Below are 18,765 nucleotides of genomic sequence, written 5' to 3'. Positions count from 1 at the left end.
CGGTCGGGCCCGCACCCCGGCACGGTGGCCGGATCGGGTCGGCGCGGTCCCGTCGGGGAGGTCGGCATCGCGCGGACACGGCATGGGGCCTCCGAGGGTCTCCCCGCGGCGAGCGGCGACGCGATACCGTGGCGTTCCTTTTCCCCACATGATCCTCGTGGCCGCCCTGGAGGTTCCGTGGTACAGGCGTACATCCTGATCCAGACGGAGGTCGGCAAGGCGTCGACCGTCGCCGAGACGATCAGCAAGATCCCTGGAGTGATCCAGGCCGAGGACGTGACAGGACCGTACGACGTGATCGTGCGGGCCCAGGCCGACACGGTCGACGATCTCGGCCGCATGGTGGTCGCCAAGGTCCAGCAGGTGGACGGCATCACCCGCACCCTGACCTGCCCGGTGGTGCATCTGTAGCCCCCGTCTACCCTTGGCCGGTGAACTCTCTCCGTCACCGGCACCGTTCTGTCATCGGGCTGTCCGTGCTCGCCCTGCTGATCACCGTTGCGGGCTGCTCCTCGGCAGACGACAGCGCGTCGGCGGCGGTTCCCTCGCCGGGCGCGAAGGTCACCGGGCTGTGCCGGAATCTGGACGAGGCCCTGCCGTCAAAGGTCGACGGCCAGGGCCGCCGGGATCCCGAGCCCGCGTCCGCGCTGACCGCGGGCTGGGGGAACCCGGCGATCATACTGCGCTGCGGTGTCGTCAGGCCCGCCAAGATGAACGACCCGGAGGCCGACGGTGTCGAGGTGAACGGCGTCGGCTGGCTGCTGCAGAAAGAGGACGACGGCTCCTTCCGCTTCACCACGACCCTGCGGAAGGCCTACGTCGAGGTGACCCTCCCGAAGGAGCGCACCGGGGACGGCATGGCACCCCTGGTCGACCTCGCGACGTCCGTGAAGAAGGCGATCCCCGAGGGGATCGCCGACTAACTCACCGCGGTCCGGCCGCCTCGCCGAGGTCCGACCGGCCCGCCACCGTCCGACCGGCTCAGCGGAGTCCCGTGGACCGGCGCAGCGCGGCCTGGACCAGACGCTCCACCAGCTCGGGGTAGTCGACCCCGCTGGCCTGCCACATCTGCGGGTACATCGAGATCGGCGTGAAGCCGGGCATCGTGTTGATCTCGTTGATGACGAACTCGCCGTCCTCCGTGAGGAAGAAGTCCGCGCGCACGAGCCCCTCGCAGGAGGCCGCGTCGAAGGCGTCCACCGCGAGCCGCTGCACCTCGGCGGTCTCCTCCGGCGTCAGGGGGGCGGGCACGATACCGGGGGTCGAGTCGATGTACTTCGCCTCGAAGTCGTAGTACGCGTGCTCCTGCGGCGGCGGGATCTCGGCGGGCACGCTCGCGCGGGGCCCGTCCTCGAACTCCAGCACCCCGCACTCGATCTCGCGTCCGCGCAGGGTGGCCTCCACGAGGATCTTCGGGTCGTGCCGCCGCGCCTCCTCGATCGCCTCGTCGAGGCCGGAGAGGTCGTCGACCTTGGTGATGCCGATCGACGAACCCGCGCGCGCGGGCTTCACGAAGAGCGGCCAGCCGTGCTCACCCGCGAAGTCGATGATCTTCTTGCGTGCGGTGGACTCGTCCCGCTCCCACTCGCGCGGCCGGATCACCACGTAGGGGCCGACCTTGAGGCCGAACGAGGTGAACACCCGCTTCATGTACTCCTTGTCCTGGCCGACGGCCGAGGCGAGCACACCGGCGCCCACGTACGGCACGCCGGACAGCTCCAGGAGTCCCTGAAGGGTGCCGTCCTCCCCGTAGGGGCCGTGCAGGACGGGGAAGACGACGTCGACCTCGCCGAGGGCCTTGGGCACGGATCCCGGTTCGCTGACGACGACTTCACGGTTGCCGGGGTCGAGCGGGAGCACCACGCCGCCGTCGCTCGACTCGGCGAGTTCGTCGACGTCCGGCGTACGGCGGTCGGTGATCGCCATCCGCTCCGGGGCGTCGGCGGTGAGGGCCCAGCGGCCTTCGCGGGTGATGCCGATCGGCAGGACGTCGTACTTGTCCCGGTCGATGGCCGCGAGGACGGCGCCGGCGGTGACCACGGAGATCCCGTGTTCGGAGCTGCGGCCGCCGAACACGACGGCCACACGCGGCTTGCGAGGCGGCTGCTCAGGGCTCTGGGAGAGGTTCTCGGTGCTCATATCGCGATGAGAGTACCCGGTGGTACGGCCTGGAGTCAGCGTCCGTTGACGAGCGGCGGTTCGATCGGCGCCCCCGGGGAAGCGCGCGCGGCGCTCCCGGAGGGGCACGGGGAACCGCGCGCCGGCCACGGCGGCCCCGCGGCCCGAGGCGCTCCGCTCCCGCCCCGCCCGACCTCGCGGAGCGCTCAGCGCCGCTCGGGCTTGGCGCTGCGGGACATCAGCTCCTTCACCGCGACCACCGGCGACTTCCCCTTGTGCACGATCTCGAAGACGGTCTCCGTGATCGGCATGTCCACATCGTGCCGCCGCGCCAAGTCCAGTACGGACTCACAGGACTTGACGCCCTCCGCGGTCTGCTTGGTGACCGCGATCGTCTCCTGGAGGGTCATGCCCTTGCCGAGGTTCGTCCCGAACGTGTGGTTGCGCGACAACGGCGACGAGCAGGTCGCCACCAGGTCGCCCAGGCCGGCGAGCCCGGAGAACGTCAGCGGGTCCGCGCCCATCGCCAGCCCGAGCCGCGTCGTCTCGACGAGCCCGCGCGTGATCAGCGAGCCCTTCGCGTTGTCCCCGAGCCCCATGCCGTCCGCGATGCCCACGGCGAGCCCGATCACGTTCTTCACCGCGCCGCCCAGCTCGCAGCCCACCACGTCGGTGATGGTGTACGGCCTGAAGTACGGCGTGTGGCACGCCGCTTGGAGCCGACGGGCCACCGCCTCGTCGGTGCACGCGACCACCGCGGCGGCCGGCATCCGGGAGGCGATCTCCCGCGCGAGGTTGGGTCCGGAGACCACGGCGATACGGTCCCGGCCGACCTTCGCGACGTCCTCGATGACCTCGCTCATCCGCATGACGGAGCCGAGCTCGACGCCCTTCATCAGCGAGACGAGGACCGTGTCGGGCGCCAACAGGGGTGCCCAGTCCGCCAAGTTGGCGCGCAGCGTCTGCGAAGGGACCGACAGGACGGTGAAGTCGGCGCCGGCGGCGGCCTCGGCGGCGTCGGTGGTGGCCCGCAGGTTCTCCGGCAGTTCGACACCGGGGAAGTAATCGGGGTTCGTACGCGAGGAGTTGATGGCCTCGACGACCTCCGCGCGACGCCCCCACAGCGTGACTTCGCACCCCGCGTCGGCGAGCACCATGCCGAAGGCCGTGCCCCACGAACCGGCGCTGAAGACAGCCGCCTTGACCGGCTTGCTCACGTGCCCTGCCCCTCTTCCTGCTCGACCTTCGGCTCGGTCGCCGGCTCGGCCCCGGACTCCGACTCGTGTGTCTGCGCGGCCGTCCGGCGCCGCTGCTCGATCCGCTCGCGGCGCGGGTCGTAGGGCGTCTCGGGTGCCTTGGCGCCGCGGATCTGCTCCAACAGGCGGGTGATGTCGGCCATGATGACCTCGGTCGCCTCCTTGAGGAGGTCCGGGCTCATGTCCTTGCCGTAGAACCGCGTGAGGTCCACCGGCGGGCCCGCGAGCACATGGCTGGTCTTGCGGGGAAGGACGTGCAGTTTCTTGGCGTAGGGCGGGAGCAGTTCATTCGCGCCCCACTGCGCCACGGGAATGACCGGGCACCTGGTCTGCAGGGCGACCCGCGCGGCACCGGTCTTGCCGGTCATGGGCCATTGGTCGGGATCCCGGGTGATGGTCCCCTCGGGATAGAACGCGACGCACTCACCGCGCTCGACGGCGTCGATCGCGGCACGGAAGGCGCTCAACGCGTCCGTGGTCTCGCGATAGACGGGGATCTGTCCGGTACCGCGCATGGCGGCGCCGACGAATCCCTTCTTGAAAAGGCCGCTCTTCGCGAGGAATCGCGGAACGCGTCCGGTGTTGTACTGAAAGTGAGCGTAGGCGAAGGGGTCCACATGCGAATTGTGGTTCACCGCGGTGATAAATCCGCCCTCGGCCGGAATGTGCTCCATTCCGCGCCAGTCCCGCTTGATCAGAACCACCAGCGGCGGTTTGCAGAGGACCGCTGCGAAGCGGTACCAGAACCCGATTCTGCGGCGGGGCACGCGAACACCTTCCTCTAGGACCTGGGGGGCCGCACAAGTGTCGCTCCAGGCCGTCGGTCTGTCGAGAACACCGTACGCCCCGCCACCGACACCGCCAGGGGCGCTGGGTGACAATGGCCGCGACAAGAGAGGGACGGAACACCCGTGCAGTGGACCTTGGTCATCCCCCTGAAGCCTCTGGCGCGAGCCAAGAGCAGGCTCTCGGACACCGCGGGCGACGGGCTGCGCCCCGGCCTCGCCCTCGCCTTCGCCCAGGACACCGTGGCGGCCGCGCTGGCCTGCCAGGCGGTCCGCGATGTGGCGGTCGTCACGGACGACGCCCTGGCCGGCCGCGAACTGGCCGCGCTGGGCGCCCGTATCGTCGCGGACGAGCCGGGAGGCGGCCTGAACGCCGCCCTGCGGCACGGGGCGGCGGCCGTACGGGTTTCCCGCCCCGAAAGCGCGGTCGCGGCCCTGAACGCCGACCTGCCGGCTCTGCGGGCCGCCGAATTGGCCCGGGTACTGGACGCGGCCGCTGAATTCCCGCGTGCTTTTCTCCCGGACGCGGCAGCAATCGGCACCACCTTGCTCACCGCGCGAGAGGGCCGCGAATTGCGCCCCGCATTCGGCACGGATTCCCGCGCCCGCCATCGCGCCTCGGGGGCGCACGAACTCGTCCTGGACGCGGTGGATTCGGTACGCCAGGACGTGGACACCGGCGAGGACCTGCGGGCGGCGCTGGCCCTCGGGGTGGGGCCGCACACGGCGGCAGCGGCGGCGGGGCTGCTGATTCCGGGACAGCCGTAGCGGGCGGGCCGGCAGTAGGCTGCGGCCATGCAGGCGACCGCTTACACCTACGACGCCGACAGCCGCACCGGCAGCGTGCTGCTCGACGACGGCACCCCGGTGCCCTTCGACGCCCCCGCGTTCGACGCGGGCGGCCTGCGGCTGCTCAGGCCCGGCCAGCGGGTACGGATCGAGACCGAGGGCTCCGAGGGGGGCCTCAGGGTCACCCTGGTGACGCTGCAGACCTTCTGAACACCCTTTCCCTACGGCCGTACGACCCCTTCCGCGGGCTTCCGTACGGCCTTTCCGCGGGCCCCTGGAGACGCCGCGGGCCGGACCCCCGGAAGGGGTCCGGCCCGGCGCGTGAGTGCCTGGCGCCCTGATGGCCGGCGCGTGGTGGCCTACTTGGCAGTCGACTTGCGCGCGGTGGTCTTGCGCGTCGCCGTCTTGCGGGCCGTCGACTTCTTGGCCGGGGCCTTCTTCGCCGCGGTCTTCGCGGTGGCGGTCTTGGCCGTGGTCTTCTTGGCCGCGCCCGTGGTCTTCTTCGCGGTCGTCTTCTTCGCCGTGGTCTTCTTGGCGGTGGCGGTGGCCTTCTTGGCGACCGTCTTCTTCGCCACGGTCTTCTTCGCCGTCGCCTTCTTGGCGGTGGTCTTCTTGGCCGCGGCCTTCTTGACCGTCGCCGAAGCGGTGCCGCTCAGGCTGCCCTTGGGCGCCTTCTTGACGGCGACCTCGCCGCCGCGCGGGAGCTTCTTCGAGCCGCTCACCAGGTCCTTGAAACCCTGGCCCGCGCGGAAGCGCGGCACGGAGGTCTTCTTGACCCGAACCCGCTCGCCCGTCTGGGGGTTGCGGGCGTAACGAGCCGGGCGGTCGACCTTCTCGAACGAGCCGAAGCCGGTGACCGAAACTCGGTCACCATTGACGACGGCACGAACGACCGCGTCCAGAACCGCGTCGACCGCCTCGGCGGCCTGCTGACGGCCACCGACCTTGTCTGCAATCGCTTCTACGAGCTGCGCCTTGTTCACGTCTTCCCCTTCGGAGACATTGCCGGAACGAAACTGCTCCGGCTTTTTCGCACGTTAGGCAGATATATACCGCAAATCAAACACGAAACGGGCTAATCACCCGTGCGCCGCAACGAACTCGGCTGTCCTGGACTTGTTTCAGCGTTCCTCTTCCGGGAATCGACCCGCGTCGAGGTCCTCTGTGAACCGGTCCAGCCGCCTTGTCGCGTCGGCGAGATCGTGCTTGGCCGCGGCCGTAATGACCAGCAGCTTCCGGGCCAGCGCCATCCGTACGCCCTCCGGGACTTGCAGTGCGCGCACTCTTGTGTGCGCTTCCTTGAGTTGGTCCGCGACCGCCGCATAGAGCTCGAGTTGGCCGTCGTGTTCCATGCACAGATTGTGCCATCTGGGGCGAGTTGTCGCCTGCGGGGGTAGCAACTGGTACCTCAAACAGCGTTCCGGAGCCAGGCGGCAGCCTTGGCTCAAAGCTGCGCATACCCAGTCAACACCCTGTCTAACACAGGGAGTTGAGCAAAGCGTTGCAGGCGCGCAGGGCCGTTCGGGTGCAGACATGGCTGTACCCCCAATCGTGGCGATCGGGGGTACAGACGGGGTGTCGCGTGGCCGATTCTCGACCTGGTACGGCGGTTCGGGTCAGACCTGGACCGTCCGCGGCTTGTACGAGGGGCGCTTGGCCTCGTACGTGGCGATGTCGTCCTCGTTCTGGAGGGTGATGGAGATGTCGTCCAGCCCGTTCAGCAGCCGCCAGCGGGCGTTCTCGTCGAGCTCGAAGGCCGCGGTGATGCCTTCGGCGCGCACCTCGCGGGCCTCCAGGTCGACCGTGATCTCGGCCTGCGGGTCCTGCTCGGCGAGGTCCTGCAGAGCCTCCACGATCTTCTGGTCCAGGACGACCGTGAGGAGGCCGTTCTTCAGCGAGTTGCCGCGGAAGATGTCGGCGAACCGGGAGGAGATGACGGCCTTGAAGCCGTAGTTCTGCAGCGCCCACACGGCGTGCTCGCGCGAGGAGCCCGTACCGAAGTCGGGACCGGCCACCAGGACCGTCGCGCCCTTGCGCTCAGGGCGGTTGAGGACGAATTTCTCGTCCTTGCGCCAGGCCTCGAAGAGCCCGTCCTCGAAGCCGTCCCTGGTCACCTTCTTGAGCCAGTGGGCGGGGATGATCTGGTCGGTGTCCACGTTGCTGCGGCGCAGCGGGACGGCCCGGCCGGTGTGCGTGGTGAATGCTTCCATGGCTCTCAGACTCCAGCGGGCACAGGGGCGTCGGACAGATCGGCGGGCGAGGCCAGGTGGCCCAGCACGGCGGTCGCGGCGGCGACCTGCGGCGAGACGAGGTGCGTACGGCCGCCCTTGCCCTGCCTGCCCTCGAAGTTGCGGTTGGAGGTGGACGCGGAGCGCTCACCGGGCGCCAACTGGTCCGGGTTCATGCCCAGACACATCGAGCAGCCCGCGTGCCGCCATTCGGCGCCGGCCTCCTTGAAGACGACGTCCAGGCCCTCGGAGACGGCCTGCAGACCGACCCGCGCGGAGCCGGGAACGACCAGCATCCGTACACCGTCGGCGACTTTGCGGCCCTCGACGATCGCGGCGGCCGCCCGCAGGTCCTCGATACGGCCGTTGGTGCATGAACCTACGAAGACGGTGTCGACCTTGATGTCGCGCAACGGCTGTCCGGCCGCCAACCCCATGTATTCCAGGGCCTTTTCGGCGGCGACGCGCTCCGAAGCGTCTTCGTACGAAGCCGGATCGGGGACGGACGCCGAAAGCGGCGCGCCCTGACCGGGGTTGGTGCCCCAGGTGACGAACGGCGCCAGCGAGGGACCGTCGATGACGACCTCGGCGTCGAATTCCGCGTCCGCGTCGGTCTTCAGGGTCTTCCAGTACGCGACGGCGGCGTCCCAGTCCTCGCCCTCGGGCGCGTGGGCGCGGCCCTTGATGTACGCGAAGGTGGTCTCGTCGGGGGCGATCATGCCCGCGCGGGCACCGGCCTCGATCGACATGTTGCAGATGGTCATCCGGGCCTCCATCGAGAGTTTCTCGATGGCGGAGCCGCGATATTCCAGGATGTAGCCCTGGCCGCCGCCGGTGCCGATCTTCGCGATGATCGCGAGGATCAGGTCCTTGGCGGTCACGCCGTCGGGCAGTTCGCCGTCGACCGTGATGGCCATGGTCTTCGGGCGGGCCAGCGGCAGCGTCTGGGTGGCCAGCACGTGCTCCACCTGGGAGGTGCCGATGCCGAACGCCAGCGCGCCGAAGGCGCCGTGGGTGGAGGTGTGGGAGTCACCGCACACGACCGTCGTACCGGGCTGGGTCAGCCCCAGCTGCGGTCCCACGACGTGCACGACGCCCTGCTCGACGTCGCCCAGGGAGTGCAGGCGCACGCCGAACTCGGCGCAGTTCTTGCGCAGCGTCTCCAGCTGGGCCCGGGAGACCGGGTCCGCGATGGGCTTGTCGATGTCGAGGGTCGGGGTGTTGTGATCCTCGGTGGCGATGGTGAGGTCGAGGCGCCGCACCGGACGGCCCGCCTGACGGAGACCGTCGAAGGCCTGCGGGCTGGTCACCTCGTGCAGCAGGTGCAGATCGATGAAGAGGAGGTCGGGCTCGCCCTCGGCGCGCCGGACGACATGGTCGTCCCAGACCTTCTCCGCGAGTGTCCTACCCATCGCTTTCCCTCCGGCCGGCAGAACGCACCGGCCCAACTAGAGATCTTGAGGAGGCGGCGCTCGCACCCCTGGTTCACGGGCAGCCGCCGCCTGGCCCGTCTGGTACGCGGGCCGCTGTGCCTACAAGAGTTGCGCGTCTCACGAAAAAAGGAACTTGCGTTTCACAGAGTGAGACGCGAGTATCGTTTCATGGACAACAGTAGCGGCGTCGGCGTCCTGGACAAGGCAGCCCTTGTCCTGGGCGCTCTGGAGTCCGGTCCGGCCACCCTCGCGGGTCTGGTCGCGGCGACCGGGCTGGCACGACCCACGGCACACCGGCTGGCCGTGGCCTTGGAACACCACCGCATGGTGGCGCGCGACATGCAGGGCCGTTTCATTCTCGGCCCCCGTCTCGCCGAGCTGGCCGCGGCCGCCGGCGAGGACCGCCTGCTCGCCACGGCGGGCCCGGTGCTCACCCATCTGCGGGACATCACCGGCGAGAGCGCACAGCTCTACCGCCGCCAGGGCGACATGCGCATCTGCGTCGCCGCCGCGGAACGCCTGTCCGGACTGCGGGACACCGTCCCGGTCGGTTCGACGCTGACGATGAAAGCCGGTTCGTCCGCGCAGATCCTGATGGCCTGGGAGGAGCCGGAGCGCCTGCACCGCGGCCTCCAGGGCGCCCGCTTCACGGCCACCGCCCTCTCGGGCGTACGGCGCCGGGGCTGGGCCCAGTCGATCGGCGAGCGCGAGCCGGGCGTCGCGTCCGTCTCCGCTCCCGTGCGCGGCCCGTCGAACCGCGTGGTGGCGGCCGTCTCCGTCTCCGGTCCGATCGAGCGCCTGACGCGCCACCCGGGCCGTATGCACGCCCAGGCGGTCATCGACGCCGCCGCCCGTCTCTCCGAGGCCCTGCGCCGCACCGGCTGATCCGCCGGGAAGATCCCAGGAGGGCCTGCCTCAACGCCGCGGCAGGCCCTTCGTCATGTCCGGGCCCGAACTCCTCGCGCACCACACCGAGTTGAGGCACCGGCCGGACAACGCGAAAGCCCCTCCACCGAAGTGGAGGGGCTCTGCCGTAGGTACCCCCGACCGGATTCGAACCGGCGCTACTGCCGTGAGAGGGCAGCGTGCTAGGCCGCTACACAACGGGGGCCCTGATCATGCGTTTCCGCAGATCAAAGCTGGTCTACCAGGACTCGAACCTAGAATGACGGTACCAGAAACCGTAGTGTTGCCAATTACACCATAGACCAAGGTGATGCAAGGTAAAGCGTACCCCCGACCGGATTCGAACCGGCGCTACTGCCGTGAGAGGGCAGCGTGCTAGGCCGCTACACAACGGGGGCCCTAGCGATCCTGCATGAGAGGCGGCGGGTGCGACCCGATCACCTTCCTGGGAAGGATCTGTACCCCCGACCGGATTCGAACCGGCGCTACTGCCGTGAGAGGGCAGCGTGCTAGGCCGCTACACAACGGGGGCTTTGCAGAGCTGGATCTCTGCGGTTGCAGATGAGCTCTGCGAGCTGGCCTACCAGGACTCGAACCTAGACTAACGGAACCAGAAACCGTCGTGCTGCCAATTACACCATAGGCCACTGGAACTCAATCCCCTGCGGGATCTTGTTCTAGTCTGCGCTTCCGGTTCCCGGCCTTTCGGCCCGCTCTCCGGCGGCGCAGGAAGAACATTACCCGAAGGTGGACGGGGCTCCAAAACGGGTATCAGCGCCGAGGAGCGCGGGGAGTTCGGCGAGCGAGGCGATGCGGTGCCGCCCCGCGAGGGCCTCACCAGGAGCGTGTCCGCCGTGACGGTCGATCCACACGGAGAGCAGCCCCGCGTCCGCGGCACCGCGCCAGTCGATCTCGGGGTGATCTCCGACATACGCCACCTCGTGCGGCGGCAGTTCCAGCGCCTCGCAGGCGGCGAGGAAGGCGGCGGCCTCGGGCTTGGAGACGCCGAGTTCGGCCGCGCACAGGACGACCTCGAAGCGGTCGTACACCCCGAGGGTGCGCAGTTTGCGGTCCTGGACGGTGAGGCTGGAGTTGGAGAGGACGGCGTGCCGGTGGGTGGCCGCGAGGGCGTCCAGGACCGGCAGGACGTCCGGGAAGAGCGACCAGGCGGTCTCGTAGTGCGTCTTGTAGCGCCCGAACCAGTCCTCGGCCTCGGCGTCGGTCAACTCCCGCCCCAGGAACAGCCGTACGCGGTCCAGGCGCTGGCCCTCGAAGGAGACCTCGCCGGCCGAGAAGCGGGCCCAGTGGAGCTCGGTGGCCTCCCGCCAGCGCTCCAGGGCCTCCGTCAGGTTCGCGGGCCCGTCGGCCAGGCCCTCGGCCAGCAGGTGCTCGCGCATCGCCGCGCGGTCGGCACCGGTGTAGTCGAACAAGGTGTCGTCCACGTCCCAGACGACGGCCCGAATGGTCATGATCCGACGGTAACCCGGGGCCCGGGCGCGCGTCTGCCCCCGGCCGGCCCTCACACGGGGACGACGAAGAAGTCCGTGACGAAGCAGGTGACGTCTCCGGAGGCCGTCCGGCCGATCCAGGTGGGGTAGGCGCCGTCGCCCCAGCCGGAGCCGAAGGCCGCCAGGGTGTGGCCGGTGGAGGGGGACGTGACCAGGTACGGGCCCGGGGCGTGGCCGTGTTCCTCGAAGGCGTCCCACAGCGGGCCCTCGTCGCCCTCGCACTCGGGGAAGGAGCCGTCGACCGAGGCGTCGTAGAAGGCGCCCGTGCCCGCGTCGACTCCGTAGCCGTAGAACTCGTCCTCGGTGAGTTCGGTGAGGTCCTGGCCCGGCTGGAGGGCCAGCTCCCAGGTGGTGGTGGGTTCGTCCCGTATGACGAGGCGGGCCGCGGCGATGCGCAAGTGGGGCTCGTCGGACGGCGGTTCGTCGGGCTGGGTGAGGGTGGCGACGGCCGCCTCGACGCGGTAGCGGCCGGGCTCGACCGTGACCGTGAAGGGCTCGACCTCGCCGCCGCCGAGGCAGACGAAGGGGTCGCAGGCCACCACCTGGCCGGTGGGCAGCCAGAGCCGGCCGCCGTCCGCGAGGTGGATCACGCCGACCGTGCCGGTCTCGTCCTGTGTGAACGTGCTGCCGGGCGTGAACATCCAGCCGTAGTCACGTGCGGTCATCGGCATGCGGGTGCCTCTCCGGGACGATCTTCGATGCACCGGAACCCTAACGCCCCGTACCGACAACGCCGAAGGGGCGGCGGCCGGTCGCGGCCACCGCCCCTCCACGCGCGCGTGCGCTACGCGGCCAGCCTGGCGAGGGCCGCGTCGATCCGGGCGAAGGTCTTCTCCTTGCCGAGGATCTCCAGGGACTCGAAGAGCGGCAGGCCGATGGTGCGGCCGGTGACGGCGACACGGACCGGGGCCTGCGCCTTGCCGAGCTTGAGACCGTGGGTCTCACCGGCGGCCAGGACGGCCTCCTTGAGGGACTCGGCCGAGGTCCAGTCCGCGGACTCCAGCTTCTCGCGGGCCGTGCGCAGCAGGGCGTCGGAGCCCTCCTTCATGGCCTTCGCCCAGGACGCCTCGTCCTCGACCGGCTCGGCGAGGAACAGGAAGTCGACGTTGTCCGTGATCTCGGAGAGGACCTTCAGGCGGGTCTGCGCGTGCGGCGCGACGGCCTGCCACTTGGCCTCGTCGAAGTCCTCCGGCGCCCAGGGCGCGAACGGCGCCCGCAGCCAGGGGGCGCAGCGCTCGGTGAAGTCCTTCACGTCGAGCAGCCGGATGTGGTCGGCGTTGATCGCCTCGCACTTCTTGAGGTCGAAGCGCGCCGGGTTGGGGTTCACGTCGGAGATCTCGAAGGCGGCGACCATCTCGTCCATGGAGAAGACGTCCCGGTCGGCCGCGAGCGACCAGCCCAGCAGGGAGAGGTAGTTGAGCAGTCCCTCGGGGAGGAAGCCGCGCTCCCTGTAGAGGTTGAGCGAGGACTCCGGGTCGCGCTTGGAGAGCTTCTTGTTGCCCTCGCCCATGACGTACGGGAGGTGCCCGAAGGAGGGGATCTCCTTGGCGATGCCCAGGTCGATCAGCGCCTTGTAGAGGGCGATCTGACGCGGGGTGGAGGAGAGCAGGTCCTCGCCGCGCAGGACGTGGGTGATCTCCATCAGGGCGTCGTCGACCGGGTTGACGAGCGTGTACAGGGGGGCGCCGTTGGCCCGGACGATGCCGTAGTCCGGCACGTTCTCCGCGGTGAAGGTCAGCTCGCCGCGGACCAGGTCCGTGAAGGTGATCGTCTCGTCGGGCATCCGGAAGCGGATGATCGGCGTGCGGCCCTCGGCCTCGTAGGCGGCCTTCTGCTCGGCCGTGAGGTCGCGGCAGTGGCCGTCGTAGCCGGACGGCCGGCCGGCGGCGCGGGCGGCGTCGCGGCGGGCGTCCAGTTCCTCGGTGGAGCAGTAGCAGGGGTAGGCGCGGCCGGCGTCCTGGAGCTTGCGGGCGACGTCCCGGTAGATGTCCATGCGCTGCGACTGGCGGTACGGCGCGTGCGGGCCGCCGACCTCGGGGCCCTCGTCCCAGTCGAAGCCGAGCCAGCGCAGCGAGTCGAGCAGCTGGTCGTAGGACTCCTCGGAGTCGCGGGCCGCGTCGGTGTCCTCGATGCGGAAGACCAGGGTGCCCTGGTGGTGCTTGGCGAACGCCCAGTTGAACAGGGCGGTGCGGACCAGGCCCACGTGCGGGTTGCCGGTCGGCGAGGGGCAGAAACGGACACGGACTGCTGGGGCGGATGCGCTAGCCACGCTTGACAACCTTGTTGGTGAGAGTGCCGATGCCTTCGATGGTGACGGCGACCTCGTCGCCGACGGTGAGCGGTCCGACGCCTGCCGGGGTGCCCGTGAGGATCACGTCGCCGGGGAGCAGCGTCATGGCCTCGGTGATGTTGACGACCAGGTCCTCGATGGAGTGGATCATCTCGCTCGTGCGGCCGAGTTGGCGCTGCTGGCCATTGACCGTGAGCTGGATGGTGAGGTCGTTCGGGTCGAGGTCCGTCTCCACCCAGGGGCCGAGCGGGCAGGAGGTGTCGAAGCCCTTGGCCCGGGCCCACTGCTTCTCGCGCTTCTGGACGTCCCGCGCGGTGATGTCGTTGGCACAGGTGTAGCCGAGGATGACGTCCTTGACGCGCTCGCGCGGGACCTCGCGGCACAGCCGGCCGATGACGACGGCCAGTTCGGCCTCGTGGTGGAGGTCCTCGGTGAAGGAGGGGTACTGGATCGCGTCGCCGGGGCCGATCACCGAGGTGGACGGCTTGAAGAAGGCGAAGGGGGCGTCCGGCACCTCGTTGCCCAGTTCCCTGGCGTGCTCGGCGTAGTTGCGGCCGTAGGCGACGACCTTGTTCGGGAGGACCGGCGGCAGGAGCCTGACCTTGCTCAAGGGGACCTTCGTGCCGGAGAGTTCGAAGTCCGCGAAGGGGATGCCCTTGATGATGTCGAGGACGAGCTCGTCCGGCTTGTCGCCCTCTACCGCGCCGAAGGCGACGTTCCCGTCGATGGAGAATCTGGCGATGCGCACGGGATGGGCGCCCCTCACTGAGCTGGCTGGAGTCTGACGCTCCAGGCTAACGCGGTGCGGGGCGCGTGCCCGCGCGATTACTCCGCGGCGGCGGTGACCGGGATCTCCATGAGGACGGTGCGGCGCGGGTTGGCCGTCTGGGCCGGCAGGTCGAGCGAGTGTTCCTGCAGTTCCGGCGTCTGCAGCGCGTCGGCGTCCGCGAGGTGCGCCAGCGTCGTGCGTCGCGGGTTGGCAATGTTGCGGAACATCATCGTCGTCTTCACTGTTGTACTCGACCCTCGTCGTCCGTGGGTGGGTGGTTGGCAGTTTCTGCCCTCTTGTAAAGCGTCAGGCTAAACATTCAATTCCCGACGGAAGACGTGAAGAGACCGTGATCCGGGTGTGAGTTTGCTCACCACCCCGTGGGCATTCCGGCCAATTCGGACGGCCAACTCGCTTCGACTAAACGGACATTGACCACCTGAAGCAGTCATTCCGCTCCTGATCATGGCGACTTGGGCACATGACATGCCCCTGAAGGCCGTGGGGATTTGCCCCCTTTGGAGTGAATAGCTTTCTACGTCTCGTGACGCAGCCCTCACACCGTGTCACACAGGTCACAGCCTGGCCTACGGGCCTTGTTGGAGATCCTGCACTGTGCTGGAATTCCACGGACCGCCGCAGAATCAGCCCGGCGCTCAGGGGGCGCAACGCAGCGCCGAGGGCGGCGGAAGGGGGAGCAGCGCCGGTCACTCACGACCACACACTGGGGTGCGCGTTCAGGGCGCTCCCTAAGACGCCGACACCGTCCTTCCGTTCACCCGGAGGGGCGCCTGGTCCAGAGGTTGCGACGCTAGTGCAGGGACGTTTCAAGAGGGATGGCAGTGCTTCGGCGGAGCCGGAGCCGCATGGCGGGGCTGGCCCCAAGACCGGCAGCTCCTCGCCCCAGCACGCCCAGAACCCGGGCCCGGCCCCGTCAGGAGACGGTGGAGGCACCGGTCGGCCCGGTGCGTCCGCAGCCCCGACCCCCGTGCCCCCGGTGAAGCCGCCGACGGGCTCGCCCGGACCCGGCTCGCGCGTCGCTCTGCGCAACTGGCGCATCTCGACGCGCCTGGTGTCGCTGCTCGCGCTCCCGGTGGTCGCGGCCACCTCGCTCGGTGCCCTGCGCATCAGCGACTCCATGACCGACATCCAGCAGCTCGACAACATGAAGCTGCTGACGGACATGACCAAGCAGGCCACCGAGCTGGCGACCGCGCTCCAGGAGGAGCGCGACCAGTCGGCCGGCCCGCTGTCGCACGGTGGCAAGGCGACCGACTACCAGGTCAAGGGCTACCAGCAGAAGACCGACCGGGCCCGCGACAACTTCATCAACGCCTCGGAAGAGGTCGACAGCGCCAGCAAGAGCGGCAACCTCCAGGGCGTCCGGGAGAGCCTGGTCGGTCTCGCGACCGAGCTGGACAACCTCGACAAGATCCGGAAGTCGGCGTACCAGTCGAAGGAGAACTCGACCCAGACGGTCGACGCCTACCACCGGCTGATCACCCAGCTGCTCGACCTCTCCCAGGACATGGCGGAGGCCACCAGCAACCCGGAGATGATCCAGCGCACCCGCGCCCTGGCGGCCTTCTCCGCCGCCAAGGAGTTCTCCTCCGTCCAGCGCGCGGTGATCGCGGCGGCCCTGCCGAACAACAACACCCAGCAGGGCAAGCTCTCCGACAACGACCGGCTCTACGCCGACTCCGCCCTGGAGAGCGAGAAGTCGGAACTGAGCATCTTCCGCAACATCTACGGCACCCAGGGCGCCGAGGAGCTCATCGCGCCCATCGAGGACGGCAACCCGACCATCGAGTCGGCCGACACCTACGCGCAGCGCGTCCTCGACAACGCCAACGGTCTGGCCTCGCTGGACAAGCGGTCCTACAAGGACTGGGTGGACGACAGCTCGACGAAGATCGAGCAGATGAAGAAGATCGAGCACACGCTGCTCGAGGACATGGAGCAGAAGGCCCGCGAGCTGCGCTCCGCCTCCGAGCGCGAGGCGATCATCTCCGGTGCGCTGATCCTGCTCGTGCTCGGCGTCTCCCTCGTCGGCGCCTTCGTCATCGCCCGGTCCATGATCCGCTCGCTGCGCCGCCTCCAGGAGACCGCCAACAAGGTCGCCCAGGACCGGCTGCCCGAGCTGGTCAAGCAGCTCTCCGAGTCCGACCCGCAGGACGTCGACACGTCCGTGGAGTCGGTCGGTGTGCACTCCCGGGACGAGATCGGCCAGGTGGCCGCGGCCTTCGACGACGTGCACCGCGAGGCCGTCCGCCTCGCCGCCGAGCAGGCCCTCCTGCGGGGCAACGTCAACGCGATGTTCACCAACCTCTCGCGCCGTTCCCAGGGCCTCATCCAGCGTCAGCTCTCGCTCATCTCCGAGCTGGAGTCCCGCGAGGCCGACCCGGACCAGCTGTCCTCGCTCTTCAAGCTCGACCACCTCGCGACCCGCATGCGCCGTAACGGTGAGAACCTCCTGGTCCTCGCCGGTGAAGAGCCCGGCCGCCGCTGGACCCGTCCGGTCCCGCTGGTCGACGTGCTCCGCGCCGCCGCCTCCGAGGTGGAGCAGTACGAGCGCATCGAGCTGGCCTCCGTGCCGACCACCGAGGTCGCCGGCCGCGTGGTCAACGACCTCGTGCACCTCCTCGCCGAGCTGCTGGAGAACGCCACCTCGTTCTCTTCCCCGCAGACGAAGGTCAAGGTCACCGGTCACGCGCTGCCCGACGGCCGGGTGCTGATCGAGATCCACGACACCGGCATCGGCCTCTCCCCCGAGGACCTCGCCGCGATCAACGAGCGGCTCGCGTCGCCGCCCACCGTGGACGTCTCGGTCTCCCGCCGCATGGGTCTGTTCGTGGTCGGCCGCCTCTCGCAGCGCCACGGCATCCGCATCCAGCTGCGCCCCTCCGACTCCGGTGGTACGACCGCGCTGGTCATGCTCCCCGTCGACGTCGCCCAGGGCGGCAAGAAGCCCGCTCCGGGCAAGCCCGGTCAGGCCGCCGTCGGCGCCGCCGCGGCAGCCGCCACGGCCGGTGCCGGTGCGGCCCGCCGGGGCAACGGCCAGGGCGGTCCCGCCCTCGGCGCCGGTGCGCCGGGCGGTGGCAACGGAGGACTTCTCGGTGCCGGGTCCGCTCCGCGCGGCCAGGTCGGTGCCGGTCAGGGCCCGCGGGCCGCGCTGCCCGGTGCGGGCGGTGGACGTCCCGGCGGTCCGGGCGGCGCGCGTGGACCGCAGGGTCCCTCGGCGCCGCAGGGCCGGCCGAACACCGGTGGCAGCCTCTTCGGCCAGGCGCCCTCCGCCCCGCAGGGCCTCCAGGCCTCGGGTGGCGGACAGGGCTTCGGCGACGGACGCCAGGACGCCTTCGGCGGTCCCCCGCAGCAGAACAACAACCCGGTACCGCCGCAGCGCACGGGCAACGACGAGCCCGAGCCGCCCCGCGGTGGTGGCAGGCGCCGTGGACGGCAGCCTCAGCTCCCGCCCCGCGGTGGTGCCCGGGCCGAGCTGCCGGGCGGCAACAACGGCCAGCAGCGCCCGAGTTGGAGCGACGAGAACGCGCAGCCCCCGCTGGGCCGCGGCAATCTCGACGCCCCGCGCGGTCACGACGAGCGCGACGCCGAGCAGACCTCGCGGATGCCGCGCATCGATGACCGTCAGGGCCCGGCCTCCACCACGGAGATGCCGGCGATACCCCGCTTCGACGCACAGGACAGCGGCCAGTTCCAGCGCCCCGGCACCAACGGGCAGCAGAACACGGGCCAGTTCCAGCGTCCCGGCACCAACGGCCAGCAGCACACCGGGCAGTTCCCCCAGCAGGGTGCGAACGGCTCGCAGGACACGGGCTCGTTCCCGCGTCCCGACTTCGACGCCCCGCGTCCCGCCGCGAACTCCCCGCAGAACGGCGGCCAGTTCGTCCGCTCGGACGTCTTCGGCGCCCCGAACAGCCCGGCCGACAACCCGTCGAACCCGGCCAACACGGGACAGTTCGCCATCCCGCAGGCCTACGACAACGGCTCCACCGGGCAGTACGGGAACCCCGGTTTTGACAACGGGTCCACCGGTCAGCACAATCTGCCGAACCGTCAGAACCCCGCGAACACCGGGCAGTTCGAGCGTCCGCAGGTCAACGGGAACCGCAACGGTGCCGACTTCGGCGCCCAGCGACCGCCCGCCCCGCAGCGTCCCACCCGCCAGGAGCCCGAGGCGTTGCCGCCTGCCACGGGTCCCGGCGACGGAAGGACGCCGCTGTACGACACGCTGGAGACCAACTGGTTCCACGGCCAGCAGGCGGAACAGCAGCAGAGCCAGAGCAGCAACGGCTCCGCGCCCGCCCCGCAGCCGCAGGCACCGCAGGCTCCGGCGGCACCCCCTCAACGTCCCACGGGCGGTACCTGGCGCAGCTCGCCGAACGACGATCTCGTTCGGCAGGCGGAGCGCGTACGGCAGCCGGCCGCGGGCGGCGTCACCACTTCCGGCCTGCCGCGCCGGGTGCCCAGGGCGAACCTCGTCCCGGGTACGGCTCAGCAGCAACAGCACCAAACGGGTCCGCAGGTCTCCCGTGCGCCTGACGACGTACGCGGCCGGCTGACCAATCTCCGTCGGGGCATCGCACAGGGTCGACAGGCCGGTACGGGTACCGGCCAGACCGGCAGCTTCCCCAGCCCCACTCACCAGCAGGAGCGTTAGTTGAG

The 18,765-nt window shown here is 69.9% G+C and carries 18 protein-coding genes and 5 tRNA genes; 6 read left to right on the top strand and 17 right to left on the bottom strand.

The features are described 5' to 3' along the window. Positions 1-177: 177 nt before the first annotated feature. Positions 178-411, top strand: a complete 234-nt coding sequence (locus ACIPTO_RS31260) for an Lrp/AsnC family transcriptional regulator (RefSeq protein ID WP_003997603.1) — start codon at positions 178-180, stop codon at positions 409-411. 20 nt (positions 412-431) lie between these two features. Then, on the top strand, positions 432-923 hold the full coding sequence (locus tag ACIPTO_RS31255) for a DUF3515 domain-containing protein (protein ID WP_401197698.1): 492 nt from the start codon (positions 432-434) through the stop codon (positions 921-923). Positions 924-981: 58 nt separating this feature from the next. Here ACIPTO_RS31255 and ACIPTO_RS31250 read toward each other — a convergent pair whose 3' ends face one another. The 3 genes from ACIPTO_RS31250 to ACIPTO_RS31240 form a co-directional block, all read right to left on the bottom strand. Further along, complete coding sequence (locus ACIPTO_RS31250) at positions 982-2,139, bottom strand: D-alanine--D-alanine ligase family protein (RefSeq protein ID WP_401197696.1); 1,158 nt, start codon at positions 2,137-2,139, stop codon at positions 982-984. A 185-nt stretch (positions 2,140-2,324) separates the two neighbouring features. Beyond that, the gene (locus tag ACIPTO_RS31245) at positions 2,325-3,335 is read right to left on the bottom strand and encodes an NAD(P)H-dependent glycerol-3-phosphate dehydrogenase (protein ID WP_366320882.1); all 1,011 of its coding nucleotides are present in this window, start codon (positions 3,333-3,335) and stop codon (positions 2,325-2,327) included. Then, positions 3,332-4,141 (bottom strand): lysophospholipid acyltransferase family protein, encoded by an 810-nt coding sequence (locus ACIPTO_RS31240; RefSeq protein WP_366320880.1) that lies wholly within the window; start codon positions 4,139-4,141, stop codon positions 3,332-3,334. The genes ACIPTO_RS31245 and ACIPTO_RS31240 overlap by 4 nt, the downstream gene beginning before the upstream one ends. 144 nt (positions 4,142-4,285) lie before the next feature. On the opposite strand from ACIPTO_RS31240, the gene cofC reads away from it, so the two are divergent. Together cofC and ACIPTO_RS31230 are read left to right on the top strand one after the other, a co-directional pair. Beyond that, positions 4,286-4,927: a 2-phospho-L-lactate guanylyltransferase gene (gene cofC, locus ACIPTO_RS31235; RefSeq protein ID WP_401197693.1), complete on the top strand. Its 642-nt coding sequence runs from the start codon at positions 4,286-4,288 to the stop codon at positions 4,925-4,927. Positions 4,928-4,954: 27 nt separating this feature from the next. Continuing rightward, positions 4,955-5,158: a hypothetical protein gene (locus ACIPTO_RS31230; RefSeq protein ID WP_366320876.1), complete on the top strand. Its 204-nt coding sequence runs from the start codon at positions 4,955-4,957 to the stop codon at positions 5,156-5,158. A 149-nt stretch (positions 5,159-5,307) separates the two neighbouring features. On the opposite strand, the gene ACIPTO_RS31225 is transcribed toward ACIPTO_RS31230, so the two are convergent. From ACIPTO_RS31225 to leuC, 4 genes are all read right to left on the bottom strand, one after another. Beyond that, on the bottom strand, positions 5,308-5,931 hold the full coding sequence (locus ACIPTO_RS31225; protein ID WP_366320874.1) for an HU family DNA-binding protein: 624 nt from the start codon (positions 5,929-5,931) through the stop codon (positions 5,308-5,310). Between the two features lie 138 nt (positions 5,932-6,069). Beyond that, positions 6,070-6,300 (bottom strand): hypothetical protein, encoded by a 231-nt coding sequence (locus tag ACIPTO_RS31220; protein ID WP_401197690.1) that lies wholly within the window; start codon positions 6,298-6,300, stop codon positions 6,070-6,072. A 264-nt stretch (positions 6,301-6,564) separates the two neighbouring features. Further along, entirely contained in the window at positions 6,565-7,158 is a 594-nt protein-coding gene (leuD, locus tag ACIPTO_RS31215) for a 3-isopropylmalate dehydratase small subunit (RefSeq protein WP_401197688.1), read from the bottom strand. Between the two features lie 5 nt (positions 7,159-7,163). Next, entirely contained in the window at positions 7,164-8,588 is a 1,425-nt protein-coding gene (leuC, locus tag ACIPTO_RS31210; RefSeq protein ID WP_401197685.1) for a 3-isopropylmalate dehydratase large subunit, read from the bottom strand. Positions 8,589-8,777: 189 nt separating this feature from the next. Here leuC and ndgR point away from each other — a divergent pair, with 189 nt between their 5' ends. Continuing rightward, entirely contained in the window at positions 8,778-9,494 is a 717-nt protein-coding gene (gene ndgR / locus ACIPTO_RS31205) for an IclR family transcriptional regulator NdgR (protein WP_019068721.1), read from the top strand. A 153-nt stretch (positions 9,495-9,647) separates the two neighbouring features. On the opposite strand, the gene ACIPTO_RS31200 is transcribed toward ndgR, so the two are convergent. The 10 genes from ACIPTO_RS31200 to ACIPTO_RS31155 all read right to left on the bottom strand — a co-directional run bounded on the left by ACIPTO_RS31200 (position 9,648) and on the right by ACIPTO_RS31155 (position 14,324). Further along, positions 9,648-9,720, bottom strand: a tRNA-Glu gene (locus ACIPTO_RS31200). Positions 9,721-9,748: 28 nt separating this feature from the next. Then, positions 9,749-9,820 (bottom strand) — tRNA-Gln (locus ACIPTO_RS31195). Between the two features lie 20 nt (positions 9,821-9,840). Continuing rightward, positions 9,841-9,913: transfer RNA gene (locus tag ACIPTO_RS31190), tRNA-Glu, on the bottom strand. A gap of 61 nt (positions 9,914-9,974) precedes the next feature. Next, positions 9,975-10,047: transfer RNA gene (locus ACIPTO_RS31185), tRNA-Glu, on the bottom strand. A 43-nt stretch (positions 10,048-10,090) separates the two neighbouring features. Further along, a tRNA-Gln gene (locus ACIPTO_RS31180) sits at positions 10,091-10,162 on the bottom strand. A 90-nt stretch (positions 10,163-10,252) separates the two neighbouring features. Then, positions 10,253-10,984, bottom strand: coding sequence for an HAD family hydrolase (locus tag ACIPTO_RS31175; protein WP_366320866.1), 732 nt, complete (start codon positions 10,982-10,984; stop codon positions 10,253-10,255). Between the two features lie 50 nt (positions 10,985-11,034). Continuing rightward, positions 11,035-11,694 carry a DUF4241 domain-containing protein gene (locus ACIPTO_RS31170; protein WP_366320864.1) on the bottom strand — a complete coding sequence of 220 codons (660 nt, stop codon included), beginning with the start codon at positions 11,692-11,694 and terminating at the stop codon, positions 11,035-11,037. Between the two features lie 113 nt (positions 11,695-11,807). Next, positions 11,808-13,292 carry a glutamate--tRNA ligase gene (gene gltX, locus ACIPTO_RS31165; protein WP_366320862.1) on the bottom strand — a complete coding sequence of 495 codons (1,485 nt, stop codon included), beginning with the start codon at positions 13,290-13,292 and terminating at the stop codon, positions 11,808-11,810. Beyond that, positions 13,285-14,061, bottom strand: a complete 777-nt coding sequence (locus ACIPTO_RS31160; RefSeq protein ID WP_366320860.1) for a fumarylacetoacetate hydrolase family protein — start codon at positions 14,059-14,061, stop codon at positions 13,285-13,287. The genes gltX and ACIPTO_RS31160 overlap by 8 nt, the downstream gene beginning before the upstream one ends. A 77-nt stretch (positions 14,062-14,138) precedes the next feature. Continuing rightward, on the bottom strand, positions 14,139-14,324 hold the full coding sequence (locus ACIPTO_RS31155) for a hypothetical protein (protein WP_366320858.1): 186 nt from the start codon (positions 14,322-14,324) through the stop codon (positions 14,139-14,141). A gap of 572 nt (positions 14,325-14,896) precedes the next feature. Here ACIPTO_RS31155 and ACIPTO_RS31150 point away from each other — a divergent pair. Further along, entirely contained in the window at positions 14,897-18,760 is a 3,864-nt protein-coding gene (locus ACIPTO_RS31150; RefSeq protein ID WP_366320856.1) for a nitrate- and nitrite sensing domain-containing protein, read from the top strand. Positions 18,761-18,765 lie beyond the last annotated feature (5 nt).

Origin of the sequence: Streptomyces sp. NPDC090083 (assembly GCF_044747445.1) — a bacterium.
GTDB lineage: Bacteria > Actinomycetota > Actinomycetes > Streptomycetales > Streptomycetaceae > Streptomyces.
Note: the sequence above shows the minus strand (reverse complement) of the source record. Positions and strands in the feature narration are given on the sequence as shown.

Bases quoted from the DNA above. Each gene is read 5' to 3' on its own strand.
- leuD (WP_401197688.1), bottom strand. From the start codon at position 7,158: ATGGAAGCATTCACCACGCACACCGGCCGGGCCGTCCCGCTGCGCCGC.
- leuC (WP_401197685.1), bottom strand. From the start codon at position 8,588: ATGGGTAGGACACTCGCGGAGAAGGTCTGGGACGACCATGTCGTCCGG.
- ACIPTO_RS31170 (WP_366320864.1), bottom strand. From the start codon at position 11,694: ATGCCGATGACCGCACGTGACTACGGCTGGATGTTCACGCCCGGCAGC.
- ACIPTO_RS31250 (WP_401197696.1), bottom strand. From the start codon at position 2,139: ATGAGCACCGAGAACCTCTCCCAGAGCCCTGAGCAGCCGCCTCGCAAG.
- ACIPTO_RS31220 (WP_401197690.1), bottom strand. From the start codon at position 6,300: ATGGAACACGACGGCCAACTCGAGCTCTATGCGGCGGTCGCGGACCAA.
- ndgR (WP_019068721.1), top strand. From the start codon at position 8,778: ATGGACAACAGTAGCGGCGTCGGCGTCCTGGACAAGGCAGCCCTTGTC.
- ACIPTO_RS31175 (WP_366320866.1), bottom strand. From the start codon at position 10,984: ATGACCATTCGGGCCGTCGTCTGGGACGTGGACGACACCTTGTTCGAC.
- ACIPTO_RS31230 (WP_366320876.1), top strand. From the start codon at position 4,955: ATGCAGGCGACCGCTTACACCTACGACGCCGACAGCCGCACCGGCAGC.